Origin of the sequence: Kribbella sp. NPDC050470 (assembly GCF_044458365.1) — a bacterium.
Taxonomy (GTDB): Bacteria; Actinomycetota; Actinomycetes; order Propionibacteriales; family Kribbellaceae; genus Kribbella.
This window is the reverse complement of sequence record NZ_JBITHV010000009.1, coordinates 266,146-280,065: the sequence shown is the minus strand read 5'-3', so window position 1 is coordinate 280,065 and position 13,920 is coordinate 266,146. Positions and strand designations below refer to the sequence as shown.

The 13,920-nt window shown below is 67.8% G+C and carries 12 protein-coding genes; all 12 read right to left on the bottom strand.

From position 1 onward, the window contains the following. Positions 1-8: 8 nt before the first annotated feature. Positions 9-842: a 50S ribosomal protein L2 gene (rplB, locus tag ACIBGM_RS28125; protein WP_360527735.1), complete on the bottom strand. Its 834-nt coding sequence runs from the start codon at positions 840-842 to the stop codon at positions 9-11. Next, positions 842-1,147: a 50S ribosomal protein L23 gene (gene rplW, locus ACIBGM_RS28120; protein WP_132147597.1), complete on the bottom strand. Its 306-nt coding sequence runs from the start codon at positions 1,145-1,147 to the stop codon at positions 842-844. Before rplW ends, rplB begins: the two co-directional genes overlap by 1 nt. Next, positions 1,144-1,836, bottom strand: coding sequence for a 50S ribosomal protein L4 (rplD, locus tag ACIBGM_RS28115; RefSeq protein ID WP_360527731.1), 693 nt, complete (start codon positions 1,834-1,836; stop codon positions 1,144-1,146). Before rplD ends, rplW begins: the two co-directional genes overlap by 4 nt. Then, positions 1,833-2,489, bottom strand: a complete 657-nt coding sequence (gene rplC / locus ACIBGM_RS28110; RefSeq protein WP_360527728.1) for a 50S ribosomal protein L3 — start codon at positions 2,487-2,489, stop codon at positions 1,833-1,835. Before rplC ends, rplD begins: the two co-directional genes overlap by 4 nt. A 16-nt stretch (positions 2,490-2,505) precedes the next feature. Further along, the gene (rpsJ, locus tag ACIBGM_RS28105) at positions 2,506-2,814 is read right to left on the bottom strand and encodes a 30S ribosomal protein S10 (protein ID WP_012923688.1); all 309 of its coding nucleotides are present in this window, start codon (positions 2,812-2,814) and stop codon (positions 2,506-2,508) included. Between the two features lie 361 nt (positions 2,815-3,175). Further along, a complete protein-coding gene (gene tuf, locus ACIBGM_RS28100) occupies positions 3,176-4,369 on the bottom strand; it encodes an elongation factor Tu (RefSeq protein WP_360527725.1) in 1,194 nt (397 codons plus the stop codon). A 74-nt stretch (positions 4,370-4,443) separates the two neighbouring features. Continuing rightward, positions 4,444-6,504, bottom strand: a complete 2,061-nt coding sequence (fusA, locus tag ACIBGM_RS28095; RefSeq protein ID WP_396387331.1) for an elongation factor G — start codon at positions 6,502-6,504, stop codon at positions 4,444-4,446. A gap of 122 nt (positions 6,505-6,626) precedes the next feature. Continuing rightward, positions 6,627-7,097: a 30S ribosomal protein S7 gene (rpsG, locus tag ACIBGM_RS28090; RefSeq protein WP_396387215.1), complete on the bottom strand. Its 471-nt coding sequence runs from the start codon at positions 7,095-7,097 to the stop codon at positions 6,627-6,629. Next, positions 7,097-7,471 carry a 30S ribosomal protein S12 gene (gene rpsL, locus ACIBGM_RS28085; RefSeq protein ID WP_012923692.1) on the bottom strand — a complete coding sequence of 125 codons (375 nt, stop codon included), beginning with the start codon at positions 7,469-7,471 and terminating at the stop codon, positions 7,097-7,099. Before rpsL ends, rpsG begins: the two co-directional genes overlap by 1 nt. Before the next feature lie 277 nt (positions 7,472-7,748). After that, a complete protein-coding gene (locus tag ACIBGM_RS28080; RefSeq protein WP_396387214.1) occupies positions 7,749-8,501 on the bottom strand; it encodes a maleylpyruvate isomerase N-terminal domain-containing protein in 753 nt (250 codons plus the stop codon). Positions 8,502-8,511: 10 nt separating this feature from the next. Then, positions 8,512-9,870, bottom strand: coding sequence for a nuclear transport factor 2 family protein (locus ACIBGM_RS28075; protein WP_396387213.1), 1,359 nt, complete (start codon positions 9,868-9,870; stop codon positions 8,512-8,514). A gap of 172 nt (positions 9,871-10,042) precedes the next feature. After that, positions 10,043-13,903, bottom strand: coding sequence for a DNA-directed RNA polymerase subunit beta' (locus tag ACIBGM_RS28070; protein ID WP_396387212.1), 3,861 nt, complete (start codon positions 13,901-13,903; stop codon positions 10,043-10,045). Positions 13,904-13,920 lie beyond the last annotated feature (17 nt).

Here is a 13,920-nt window from a genome sequence, read left to right as displayed (position 1 = left end):
GCTCCCTATCAGCGCTTCTTGCCGGCCTTGCGGCGCCGGACGATCATGCGGTCGCTTTCCTTGCGGGTGCGGGTGCGCCCCTCGGGCTTGCCCCACGGGGACACCGGGTGGCGACCACCCGAGGTCTTGCCCTCACCACCACCGTGCGGGTGGTCGACCGGGTTCATCGCGACACCGCGGACGGTCGGGCGCTTACCCTTCCAGCGCATCCGGCCGGCCTTGCCCCAGTTGATGTTCGACTGCTCGCCGTTGCCGACCTCACCGAGGGTGGCGCGGCAGCGCACGTCGACCATCCGGACCTCGCCGGACGGCATCCGCAGGGTGGCCATCCGGCCCTCCTTCGCGACCAGCTGAATGCTGGCGCCGGCCGAGCGGCCCATCTTGGCGCCGCCGCCCGGGCGCAGCTCGACGGCGTGCACCGTGGAGCCGACCGGGATGTTGCGCAGCGGCAGGTTGTTGCCGATCTTGATGTCGGCGGCCGGGCCGTTCTCGACGATCGTGCCCTGCTTCAGGTTCGACGGGGCGAGGATGTAGCGCTTCTCGCCGTCGACGTAGTGCAGCAGCGCGATCCGCGCGGTGCGGTTCGGGTCGTACTCGATCTCGGCAACCTTCGCCGGGACGCCGTCCTTGTCGTACCGCTTGAAGTCGATCAGCCGGTACGCCCGCTTGTGACCGCCGCCCTGGTGCCGGGTGGTGATCTTGCCGGAGTTGTTCCGGCCGCCCTTCTTCGGCAGCGGACGCAGCAGCGACTTCTCGGGGGTCGAACGGGTGAGCTCGACGAAGTCGGCCACGCTCGAGCCACGGCGGCCCGGCGTCGTCGGCTTGTACTTGCGGATTCCCATTACGACTGGCCTCCGAAGATGTCGATGCGGTCGTCACCCTTGAGGGTCACGATCGCCCGCTTGGTGTCCGGGCGCTTGCCCCAGCCGGACCGGGTCCGGCGGCGCTTGCCCTTGCGGTTGATGGTGTTGACGTCGCTGACCTTGACCTTGAAGACCTTCTCGACCGCGAGCTTGATCTCGGTCTTGTTGGCGTTCGGGTCGACCTCGAACGTGTACTTCTGCTCGTCCAGCAGGCCGTAGCTCTTCTCGCTCACGACCGGCCGCAGCAGCACGTCCCGCGGGTCCTTGTTGACTCCGTGGCTCATGCTTCTACCTCCTCGGCTTCGGTCGACGTCGCGACAGCCTTCACGGACTTGCCCTTCGGGGTGCCGGCGACGAAAGCGTCCAGCGCACCCTTGGTGAACACGACCGCGTCGCTGACCAGTACGTCGTACGCGTTCAGCTGGTCGGCGGCGATCAGGTGCACGTGCTGCACGTTGCGCAGGCTCAGCCAGGTGAGCTCGTCGGCACGCTCGACCACGACCAGCGCCTTGCCCGGGTCGGTGACCTCGGACAGCACCTTCAGCGCGGACTTCGTCGACGGCTTGTCGCCGTCCACGAACTGCTCGACCACGTGCACGCGGCCGTCGCGGGCCCGGTCCGAGAGCGCACCGCGGAGCGCGGCGGCGATCATCTTCTTCGGGGTCCGCTGGCTGTAGTCCCGCGGCACCGGGCCGTGGACCACGCCACCGCCGGTGAACTGCGGCGCGCGGGTCGAGCCCTGGCGGGCGCGACCGGTGCCCTTCTGCCGGTACGGCTTCGCGCCGCCACCGGAGACCTCACCGCGGGTCTTGGCCTTGTGCGTGCCCTGGCGGGCCGCGGCCAGCTGCGCCACCACGACCTGGTGGATCAGCGGGATGTTGACCTGGACGTCGAACAGCTCGGCCGGAAGCTCGGCGGAGCCCTTCTTGCTGACCTTGTCGCCCTTCACGACGACGACGTCGACGGTGCTCACTTGGCAGCTCCCTTCGCGGCGTTGCGGATCAGCACGAGGCCGCCCTTGGGGCCGGGGACGGCGCCCTTCAGCAGGATCAGGCCGCGGTCGGCGTCGATCGCGTGGACCGACACGTTCTGCGTGGTGACCTTCTCGTTGCCCATCCGGCCGGCCATCCGCAGGCCCTTGAAGACCCGGCCGGGGGTGGCGCAGCCGCCGATGGAGCCCGGCGAGCGGTGCTTCTTGTGCACACCGTGGGTGGCCCGCAGACCACCGAAGCCGTGCCGCTTCATCACACCGGCGAAGCCCTTGCCCTTGCTGGTGGCGGAGACGTCGACCAGCTCACCGGCCTCGAACGCCTCGGCCTTGATCTCCTGGCCCAGCGTGTACTCGCTGGCGTCGGCGGTGCGCAGCTCCAGCAGATGGCGCCGCGGCGTCACGCCGGCCTTGTCGAAGTGGCCACGCATGGGGCTGGTCACCTTGCGCGGGTCGATGTCGCCGAAGGCGATCTGGACACCGTCGTAGCCGTGGCTGTCCGAGGTGCGAACCTCGGTCACGACGCAGGGGCCGGCCTGGATCACGGTGACGGGGACGACGCGGTTGTTCTCGTCCCAGGTCTGGGTCATGCCGAGCTTGGTGCCCAGCAGACCGCGCGTGTTCTTGTGCTTGCTCATTGGTTGTTCGCGTCCCTCAGAGCTTGATCTCGATGTCGACACCGGCCGGCAGGTCGAGCCGCATCAGCGAGTCGACGGTCTTCGGCGTGGGGTCGATGATGTCGATGAGCCGCTTGTGGGTGCGCATCTCGAAGTGCTCGCGGCTGTCCTTGTACTTGTGCGGCGAGCGGATGACGCAGAACACGTTCTTTTCCGTCGGCAACGGCACCGGGCCAGCAACCTTCGCACCAGTACGCGTCACCGTGTCGACAATCTTGCGCGCCGAGCTGTCGATGACCTCGTGGTCGTAGGCCTTCAGCCGGATGCGGATCTTCTGTCCCGCCATCGCTTCGCTTCGTCCTTCTCTATCGTCAACGTCTGCGTTGCTCCGACCCCCGCGGTCGGGTGTGTCGCGGACGCGGCGCGCGCGTGACTCACCGCTTCTTCGACCTGGGATGGAGATCGGGGCCCGGTCTCGGACCGGAACCTCGGCATGGTCTCCGGTCCGGCGCACCCGCCAGACCCGAGAGAGTCCGTGGCGCACCCCGGCGGCCTCGCCTGAGCAACCTGAATATTGTGCCAGAGATCGGCGCCGGAACGCCAATCGGGTGGCCTCACGCCTGATCCGGCCCACCTGAGCGCCGGATCGGGCGCAAAGCAGAGGTCCGCGGGGGCTCAGCGTGCGAGCCCTCGCGGACCTCGTGAGATCACTTGATGATCTTGGTGACCCGGCCGGCGCCGACGGTGCGGCCGCCTTCGCGGATCGCGAACTTCAGACCCTCTTCCATGGCGATCGGCTGGATCAGCTCGACCGACATGTCGGTGTTGTCGCCCGGCATGACCATCTCGGTGCCCTCGGGCAGCGTGACGACGCCGGTGACGTCCGTGGTGCGGAAGTAGAACTGGGGCCGGTAGTTCTGGAAGAACGGCGTGTGACGGCCGCCCTCCTCCTTCGACAGGATGTAGACCGACGCGTCGAAGTTGGTGTGCGGGGTCGTGGTGCCCGGCTTGATGACGACCATGCCGCGCTCGACGTCCTCGCGCTTCGTGCCACGAAGCAGCAGACCGACGTTCTCACCGGCCTGGCCCTCGTCCAGCAGCTTGCGGAACATCTCGATGCCGGTGACCGTGGTGGTCTGCTTCTCCGGACGGATGCCGACGATGTCGACGGTCTCGTTGATCTTGACGACACCGCGCTCGATCCGGCCGGTGATGACCGTGCCGCGACCCGTGATGGTGAAGACGTCCTCCACCGGCATCAGGAACGGCTTGTCGACCTCGCGCTCCGGCTGCGGGATGTAGGAGTCGACCGCGTCCATCAGCTCGACGATCGACTCGCCCCACTTGGCGTCGCCCTGCAGCGCCGGGTGAGCGGCGACCCGGACGATCGGCGCGTTGTCGCCGTCGAACTCCTGCTCCGAGAGCAGCTCGCGGACCTCGAGCTCGACGAGCTCCAGGATCTCCTCGTCGTCGACCATGTCGCACTTGTTCAGCGCGACGACCATGGCCGGCACGCCGACCTGACGGGCGAGCAGCACGTGCTCACGCGTCTGCGGCATCGGGCCGTCGGTGGCGGCGACGACCAGGATCGCGCCGTCCATCTGGGCCGCACCGGTGATCATGTTCTTGATGTAGTCCGCGTGACCCGGGCAGTCGACGTGGGCGTAGTGCCGGGCCTCGGTCTGGTACTCGACGTGCGCGATCGAGATGGTGATACCGCGCTGACGCTCTTCGGGCGCCTTGTCGATCTGATCGAAGGCCGACGCCTCGTTGAGGTTCGGGTACTTGTCGTGCAGCACCTTGGTGATCGCCGCGGTAAGAGTGGTCTTACCGTGGTCGATGTGACCGATGGTGCCGATGTTGACGTGCGGCTTAGTCCGCTCGAACTTCGCCTTCGCCACTGGGGCCCTCCTAGATAAATGTTGACTACGCCGTACGCCGACGCGCTTGGGGTGTGGTGGTCAGGAGCGAGAGACTACTCGCCCCGGGCCTTCTTGATGATCTCTTCCGCCACGTTCTTCGGAACCTCGGCGTAGGAATCGAACTGCATCGAGTAGGACGCGCGGCCCTGCGTCTTGGAACGCAGGTCACCGACATACCCGAACATCTCCGACAACGGCACCAGGGCCTTGACGACCCGGCTGCCACCGGGGCCTTCGTCCATCGACTGGATCTGGCCGCGGCGAGAGTTGAGGTCGCCGATCACTTCACCCATGTAGTCCTCAGGGGTGGTGACCTCGACCGCGAACATCGGCTCGAGGATGACCGGATTCGCCCGGCGGGCGGCATCCTTGAAGGCCATCGACCCGGCGATCTTGAAGGCGAGCTCGGAGGAGTCGACGTCGTGGTAGGCGCCGTCCTGCAGCGTCACCTTGACGTCCACCATCGGGTAGCCGGCCAGTACGCCGAACTCCATCGCCTCCTGAGCGCCCTCGTCCACCGACGGGATGTACTCCCGCGGGATCCGGCCACCGGTGACGGAGTTGACGAACTCGTAGCCGCCGTCGCCGCCGGCCTCGACCGAGGTCGGCTCGATGTCGATGATCACGCGCGCGAACTGACCCGAACCACCGGTCTGCTTCTTGTGCGTGTAGTCGACCTTCTCGACCTTCTTCTTGATGGTCTCGCGGTAGGCGACCTGCGGCTTGCCGACGTTCGCCTCGACGCGGAACTCACGCTTCATCCGGTCGACCAGCACCTCGAGGTGCAGCTCGCCCATACCGGCGATGATGGTCTGGCCGGTGTCCTCGTCGGTCCGGACCTGGAAGGTCGGGTCCTCCTCGGCGAGCCGCTGGATCGCGACGCCCAGCTTCTCCTGGTCGGCCTTCGACTTGGGCTCGATGGCGACCGAGATGACCGGGGCCGGGAACTGCATCGACTCCAGCACGACCGGGTGCGCCGCGTCGGCCAGGGTCTCACCGGTGGTGGTGTCCTTCAGGCCCATCACGGCAACGATGTGGCCGGCGCCGATCGACGCGATCTCCTCACGCTTGTTCGCGTGCATCCGGTAGATCTTGCCGATCCGCTCCTTGCGGCCCTTCGTCGGGTTCAGCACCTGCGTGCCGGTCTCGAGCTTGCCCGAGTAGACCCGGATGAAGGTCAGCTTGCCCAGGTGCGGGTCGGCCGCGATCTTGAACGCCAGCGCCGAGAACGGCTCGCTGTCGTCCGGCTTGCGCAGCACGACCTGCTCGGCGTCCTTGACGTCGTGGCCCTCGATGGCCGGCACGTCGATCGGGCTCGGCAGGTAGGCGTTGACCGCGTCCAGCAGCGGCTGAACGCCCTTGTTCTTGAACGCCGTACCGGTCAGGACCGGGGTCAGCTTGCTGGCCAGGGTCGCCCGGCGGACGGCGGCCACCAGCTGCTCCTGGGTCGGCTCCTCGCCCTCCAGGTACAGCTCCATGATCTCGTCGTCGGCCTCGGCCACGGTCTCGATCAGCTTGTCGCGCCACTCGGCGGCCAGCTCGGTGTGGGTGGCCGGGATCTCCTCGACCGTGTAGTCCTCACCGATCTTGGTCTCGCCGCGCCAGGTCAGCGCGCGCATCCCGACCAGGTCGACGACACCGATGAAGTCGGCCTCGGCGCCGATCGGCAGCTGCATGACCAGCGGCACCGCGGCGAGGCGGTCCTTGATCATGTCGACGCAGCGCATGAACTCCGCGCCGGTGCGGTCCAGCTTGTTGACGAAGCAGATCCGGGGCACGCCGTACCGGTCCGCCTGACGCCAGACGGTCTCGGACTGCGGCTCCACACCGGCGACACCGTCGAAGACCGCGACGGCGCCGTCGAGCACGCGCAGCGAGCGCTCCACCTCGACGGTGAAGTCGACGTGGCCCGGGGTGTCGATGATGTTGATGGTGTGGTCTTTCCAGGTGCAGGTCGTCGCGGCGGACGTGATCGTGATGCCGCGCTCCTGCTCCTGCTCCATCCAGTCCATCGTGGCGGCGCCCTCGTGGACCTCACCGATCTTGTAGGTGATACCGGTGTAGAAGAGGATCCGCTCGGTCGTCGTCGTCTTGCCGGCGTCGATGTGAGCCATGATCCCGATGTTGCGGACCTTGGCCAGGTCGGTGGTGATTTGTACGGCCACCTCGGTGGTCTACCTCTCGATTCTGTACTGCGTCAAAAGGGTGAGCGCTGGGGTCCGGATCGGACCCCGGATCACCAGCGGTAGTGGGCGAAAGCCTTGTTGGCTTCGGCCATCTTGTGCGTGTCCTCGCGGCGCTTGACCGAGGCTCCCAGGCCGTTGGAGGCGTCCAGGATCTCGTTCATCAGGCGGTCGGCCATCGTCTTCTCGCGACGGGCCCGGGAGTAGGTCGTCAGCCAGCGCAGGGCCAGCGTGGTGGAGCGGCCCGGCTTGACCTCGATCGGCACCTGGTAGGTGGCGCCACCGACCCGGCGGCTCTTCACCTCGATGCTCGGCTTCACGTTGTCGAGCGCACGCTTCAGCGTGATGACCGGGTCGGTGCCGGTCTTCGTGCGGGTGCCCTCGAGCGCGCTGTAGACGATGCTCTGCGCGATCTGCTTCTTGCCGTCGACCAGGATCTTGGAGATCAACTGGGTGACGAGCGGCGAACTGTAGACCGGGTCGATGATGACCGGCCGCTTCGGGGCGGGACCCTTGCGCGGCATTAGCTCTTCTCCTTCTTCGCGCCGTAACGGCTGCGGGCCTGCTTCCGGTTCTTCACACCCTGGGTGTCGAGCGAACCGCGGATGATCTTGTACCGGACACCGGGCAGGTCCTTCACACGACCGCCACGCACGAGCACGATCGAGTGCTCCTGCAGGTTGTGGCCGACGCCGGGGATGTACGCGGTGACCTCGATGCCGCTGGTCAGGCGGACACGCGCGACCTTACGAAGGGCCGAGTTCGGCTTCTTCGGCGTGGTGGTGTAGACGCGCGTGCACACACCGCGACGCTGAGGGGAACCCTTCAGGGCCGGCGTCTTGTTCTTGGACACCTTGTCCTGGCGGCCCTTGCGGACCAGCTGCTGAATGGTGGGCACCGCGTAGGTCTCTTTCTGTCGTCCGGCTTTCTTCTGCTGCGTTCGCCTGACCCCCGCGGTCGGGTGTGTCGCGTGTTCACGGGCGCACCGAAAGCCTGATCTTCCAGACTGTCGGCGGGAGTCCCGTGCCACGCGCGCAGACCCGTTCGACGAGGGGCACGCATGACGGCCCAGGATGACCCGGGCACGATCGTTAAGACTAGCGGCTGCCTCAAGCACGGTCAAAATGAGTAACCGCCCCGTACCGAAGCCCTTCCGCTCCTCCAGTTTACAGGGTCTACGGAGTGGCCTTTCCGGAGAGGAAAGCGGCTGCCACCGCAGGGTCCCCCTCGACCGTCAGAACAGTGGCCGGCAAGCGTTTCCACAGGCACAGGTCAAGCTCGGCCGCGGTCCCCGAGAGGACTGCCGCGCCGGTCGCCTTGCCCCGCTCGACCTTCGGCCGATCTCCTTCTGGGACAGGGCTCAGCGTCCATTCGTCACCCGTGTCGGTCGCCCGGACGCCGACCTGCCGGGTGACCACCGGGTCGAAGCCACGGGCCAGCATCCGGGGCAGGAACACCCCGAACACCTCGTCCACCCCGTCGGCCGCGAGCTTCGCAGGTACGGCGGTAAGACCACTGGCCGCCCGCTGGTCCGGAGCAGCGCCGGCCTGAACGGCGTCCACGAGGTGGATGACCGTCTCATGCATCCGCCGACGCGACCAGAATCCGGCGCGCTGCTCGACCGGTGCGAAGTTCCAGCACGGTTCGTCCAGGTCGACGGCCCGGATCGCGGCGGCCAGCGCAGCGGTGGTGCCGGCATACCAGTCGGCCCAGGAGACCGTCGTCCGGAGCACCTCCGGGACCTTCTGCCGGGTGCCGCTCAGCAGGATCGACGCGGCCCAGCGCTGGCCGGAACCGACATGCAACGCCAGGTCGGCCAACGTCCAGCCGGGGCAGCCGGGCACGGCCGCGGCCGGGTCGACGCTGTCCAGGACGGCCGCGAGCTCCGCGGCCGTCCGCTCGAACTCGACCAGGTGGGCGATGGGCATGGACAACGGCTCAGATCCGGAACTGGACTTCGGCGATCAGCCCGTCGGTCACCCGGTACATCGCGATCATCGGGATCGGCTCGCCGGAGTCGTAGGCCAGGACGTGCTCGACCACCCACTCGCCGAGCATCAGCTTCTGCACCACCTCGGTCTTGGCCCGGCCGGCGTCGAAGCGTGGCCGGTAGTACTCACGGAGGAACCGCCGGCCCTTCAGCTCGCTGCCGTCGGCCAGCTCGATCCGCGCGGTCGGCGAGTACATCGCCAGGAACGCCTCCAGGTCATGGGCGGCGTAGGCGGAGTGCTCGCGGGCGACCACGCGAGCTGCGGGAGTGTCCACCGTGGCAGCCGCGACGGTGGCGGCGGCCACGCTGGCCAGCGGTGTGGCCGCAGGTGCGGCGGCCGGGCTGGGAGTGGGCTCGGGAGTCGGGGGTGCGGCAGGAGCCGCCGTGGGGGCTGCCGGGGCCGGTGCAGGGCTGGGCTTCGGCTGACTGGCGGGGTCAGCGGGCGCCTTGGCTGCCTTGGCGGTCACGGTGGGCTTGGCGGCGGACGTCGTACGCCGGGTGGTCGGCTTGGCGGGAGGAGGAGGAACGAGGAGCTTGTTCTGGCCGTCCGGCTCCTCACCCAGGTGGGCTATCGCCCAGTCCAGGGCCTTGGTGACCGCGGCGCGTGATTCTTCGGTGTGGTCGAGCATGTCGAACCCGTGGTGCCCTTTCGGTACGTCGATGATGTCCAGCGCGGTACCACCGGCGGAGACGAACTCCGCGACCGGACCGGCGAGCTCCTCCAGCTCGAGTCCAGCCCTCGTCAGCAGTACCGGCAGATCTCTGCTTGATTCTTTCCCCACCCCACCGCCCCGGTCGTGTTTGCCGATCACTTCGGCGGCATTGACCAGTTCTTCGACACCGGGCGGGGTGGCGAGCAGGGGATAGGTCAGGGCGACGCAACGCAGCCAGTCGGGGCGGCTGTCCAGCCACTCCCCTGCCAGCAGTCCGGCGCCGGAGAAGAACCACAGGGCGACCCGATCGGGGTCGACCCGTGGGTCGGATCGCAGTACGCCGATCGCAGCCTCCACCTCGTCCGCGGCGGTGACCAGCTGGTCGAAGCCGTGGATCAGGCTGTGGTCGACGACAGCGGCCACCACGCCACGCCGGGCGGCAGCGGTCGCATAACCCCGGTACACCGGCCACTCGCGAGGCAACACCTCAAGACCGGCGGGCCCAGGACCCCCGTGCACAAAGAGAATCGCGCCGGTCCGGGCGGTTCCGGCCGGGCGGTAGAAGTCGATCTCGCCGAGCCGGTCGACCCGGACGCCGGGGCCGTCCAGCACCCCCAGGACGAAGGGCCGCAGGTAGGCCGGGAGATCCGTCATGGACCAATCTTGGCGCATCACAGGGACACTTTCAGCCGCCACCCCGAGTGTCTTTTCCGGCACCCGTCGTACCAGCCCCGGAAACGCCGAAGGGCGGCACTCCCGCAGGAGTGCCGCCCTCGGCGGTATTGCTTCTTCCCCGCCCCACCGCCCCGGTCAGGGGTGCCTCGAATCAGTTCTGGTACGAACCGAGGTCGAAGTCGTCGAGCGGGACCGACTGACCGGTGGACGGGCCGAAGTCGTAGTCGTACGACTCGTAGCCGACCATCGAGTACATCGCGGCCTTCGCCTCCTCGGTGGGCTCCACCCGGATGTTGCGGTACCGGTCCATGCCGGTGCCTGCCGGGATCAGCTTGCCGATGATGACGTTCTCCTTCAGACCGACCAGCGAGTCGGACTTGCCGTGGATCGCGGCCTCGGTGAGGACGCGGGTCGTCTCCTGGAAGGAGGCGGCCGACAGCCACGACTCGGTCGCCAGCGAGGCCTTGGTGATCCCCATCAGCACCGGACGGCCCGAGGCCGGCGTGCCGCCCTCGGCGACCACCCGGCGGTTCTCCGCCTCGAACATGATGCGGTCCGCGAGCTCACCCGGCAGCAGCTGGGCGTCGCCCGACTCGATCACCGTGACCCGGCGCAGCATCTGCCGGACGATGATCTCGATGTGCTTGTCGTGGATGGCCACACCCTGCGACCGGTACACCTCCTGGACCTCGTCCACCAGGTGCTCCTGCGCCTTGCGCACACCGAGGATCCGCAGCACCTCCTGCGGGTCCGGCGTACCCTGCGTCAGCTGCTGGCCGACCTCGACGTGCTGACCTTCCTCGATCAGCAGGCGGCCACGCTTCGACACCGGGTAGGCGACCTCCTCGGCCCCGTCGTCCGGGGTGAGCACCAGCTTGCGGGTCTTGTCGGTGTCCTCGATCGAGATCCGGCCGGCCGCCTCGGAGATCGGCGCCTTGCCCTTGGGCTGCCGGGCCTCGAACAGCTCGACGACACGCGGCAGACCGTGGGTGATGTCATCACCCGCGACACCACCGGTGTGGAAGGTACGCATGGTCAGCTGCGTACCCGGCTCACCGATGGACTGGGCCGCGATGATGCCGACCGCCTCGCCGATGTCGACCGGCTTGCCGGTCGCCAGCGAACGGCCGTAGCACTTCGCGCAGGTCCCGGTCTTGGCGTCGCAGGTCAGCACCGAGCGGACCTTGACCTCCTGCAGCCCGGCCTCGACCAGTACGGCGATCGAGACGTCGCCCAGGTCGCTGCCTGCCTCAAGTACGACGTTGCCGTCCGGACCGATCGCGTCGGTCGCCAGCGTCCGCGCGTACGCGCTGGTCTCGACGTTCTCCGCGTGCACGACCTTGCCGTCCGGACCGGGCTCGCCGATCTTCTTCGGCAGGCCCCGCTCGGTGCCGCAGTCCTCCTCGCGGATGATCACGTCCTGCGAGACGTCCACCAGACGACGGGTCAGGTACCCCGAGTCGGCGGTCCGCAGCGCGGTGTCGGCCAGACCCTTCCGGGCGCCGTGGGTGGCGATGAAGTACTCGACCACCGACAGGCCCTCACGGAAGTTGGACTTGATCGGCCGGGCGATGATCTCACCCTTCGGGTTGGCCACCAGGCCACGCATACCGGCGATCTGCCGGATCTGCATCATGTTGCCCCGGGCGCCCGAGTGGACCATCATCCAGATCGGGTTGGCCTTCTCGAAGTTCTCCTCCATCGCCTTGCCGACCTCGGCGTTGGCGCCGGTCCAGATCTCGATCAGCTCCTGCCGCCGCTCGGACGAGGTGATCAGGCCTCGCTCGAACTGCTTCTGGACCTTCTCGGCCTGCGACTCGTACCGGGCCATGATCTCCGGCTTGGACGGCGGCGTGCTGAAGTCGTCGATCGACACGGTGACACCGGACCGGGTGGCCCAGCGGAAACCGAGGTCCTTCAGCGCGTCCAGGCAGTTGGCGACCTGGACCTTGGAGTACCGCTCGGCCAGGTCGTTGACGATCCCGCCCAGCTGCTTCTTGCCCACCTCGACGTCGACGAACGGGTAGTCCGCCGGCAGCGTCTCGTTGAACAGCGCCCGGCCCAGCGTGGTCTCCAGCGAGAACCCACCGCCGTCCAGCTCGGTCGCACCGGCCGGCAGTGCGGCCTCGCCCAGGCGCAGCGTGATCTTGGCCTGCAGCGACAGCTCGTTGCGGTCGAACGCCATCAGCGCCTCGGCCACCGAGCTGAACGCCCGGCCCTCGCCCAGCGCGCCCTCCTTCAGCATGGTCAGGAAGTAGATGCCGATGATCATGTCCTGGGTCGGCATCGTGACCGGACGGCCGTCGGCCGGCTTCAGGATGTTGTTCGTCGACAGCATCAGGATCCGGGCCTCGGCCTGCGCCTCGGCCGACAGCGGCAGGTGCACCGCCATCTGGTCACCGTCGAAGTCCGCGTTGAACGCGGAGCAGACGAGCGGGTGGATCTGGATCGCCTTGCCCTCGATCAGCTGCGGCTCGAACGCCTGGATACCCAGCCGGTGCAGGGTGGGCGCACGGTTCAGCAGCACCGGGTGCTCGGTGATGACCTCTTCCAGCACGTCCCAGACCTGGGCGCGCTGGCGCTCGACCATCCGCTTGGCGGACTTGATGTTCTGCGCGTGGTTGAGGTCGACCAGCCGCTTCATCACGAACGGCTTGAACAGCTCCAGCGCCATCGCCTTCGGCAGACCGCACTGGTGCAGCTTCAGCTGCGGGCCGACGACGATCACCGAACGACCGGAGTAGTCGACGCGCTTGCCGAGCAGGTTCTGCCGGAAGCGGCCCTGCTTGCCCTTGAGCATGTCGGACAGCGACTTCAGCGGCCGGTTGCCCGGGCCGGTGACCGGACGGCCGCGGCGGCCGTTGTCGAACAGCGCGTCGACGGCCTCCTGCAGCATCCGCTTCTCGTTGTTGACGATGATCTCCGGCGCGCCCAGGTCGAGCAGTCGCTTGAGCCGGTTGTTCCGGTTGATCACGCGGCGGTACAGGTCGTTCAGGTCCGAGGTGGCGAACCGGCCACCGTCGAGCTGGACCATCGGGCGCAGGTCCGGCGGGATCACCGGGACGCAGTCCAGCACCATGCCCATCGGGCTGTTGTTGGTCTGCAGGAACGCGGTGACGACCTTGAGCCGCTTCAGGGCGCGGGTCTTGCGCTGGCCCTTGCCGGTCTTGATCGTCTCGCGCAGGTTGTCCGCCTCGGCCTTCAGGTCGAAGGTCTCCAGCCGGCGCTGGATCGCGGCGGCGCCCATCGCGCCCTCGAAGTACTTGCCGAACCGCTCCTTCATGGCGCGGTAGAGGATCTCGTCGCCCTCCAGGTCCTGGACCTTCAGGTTCTTGAACCGGGTCCAGACCTCGTCGAGGCGGTCGATCTCCCGCTGGGCGCGGTCACGCAGCTGCTTGACCTCGCGCTCGGCGCCTTCCTTCACCTTGCGGCGGACGTCGGCCTTGGCGCCCTCGGCCTCGAGCTGCGCCAGGTCCTCCTCGAGCTTCTTCATCCGCTGCTCGATGTCGTTGTCACGACGGTTCTCGAGCTGCTTGCGCTCCACGTCCACCCGGCCCTCGAGCGAGGTCAGGTCGCGGTGCCGCGCCTCCTCGTCGACGTCGGTGATCATGTACGCCGCGAAGTAGATGACCTTCTCGAGGTCCTTCGGGGCGAGGTCGAGCAGGTAGCCGAGCCGCGACGGGACACCCTTGAAGTACCAGATGTGGGTGACCGGCGCGGCCAGCTCGATGTGGCCCATCCGCTCGCGGCGCACCTTGGAGCGGGTGACCTCGACGCCACACCGCTCGCAGATGATGCCCTTGAAGCGAACGCGCTTGTACTTACCGCAGTAGCACTCCCAGTCCCGGGTGGGACCGAAGATCTTCTCGCAGAACAGACCGTCACGCTCGGGCTTGAGGGTCCGGTAGTTGATCGTCTCGGGCTTCTTGACCTCGCCGTGCGACCACTGACGGATCTCGTCCGCGGTGGCCAGGCCGATCCGAAGCTCGTCGAAGAAGTTCACGTCGAGCACGATGTGTTATCTCCCGA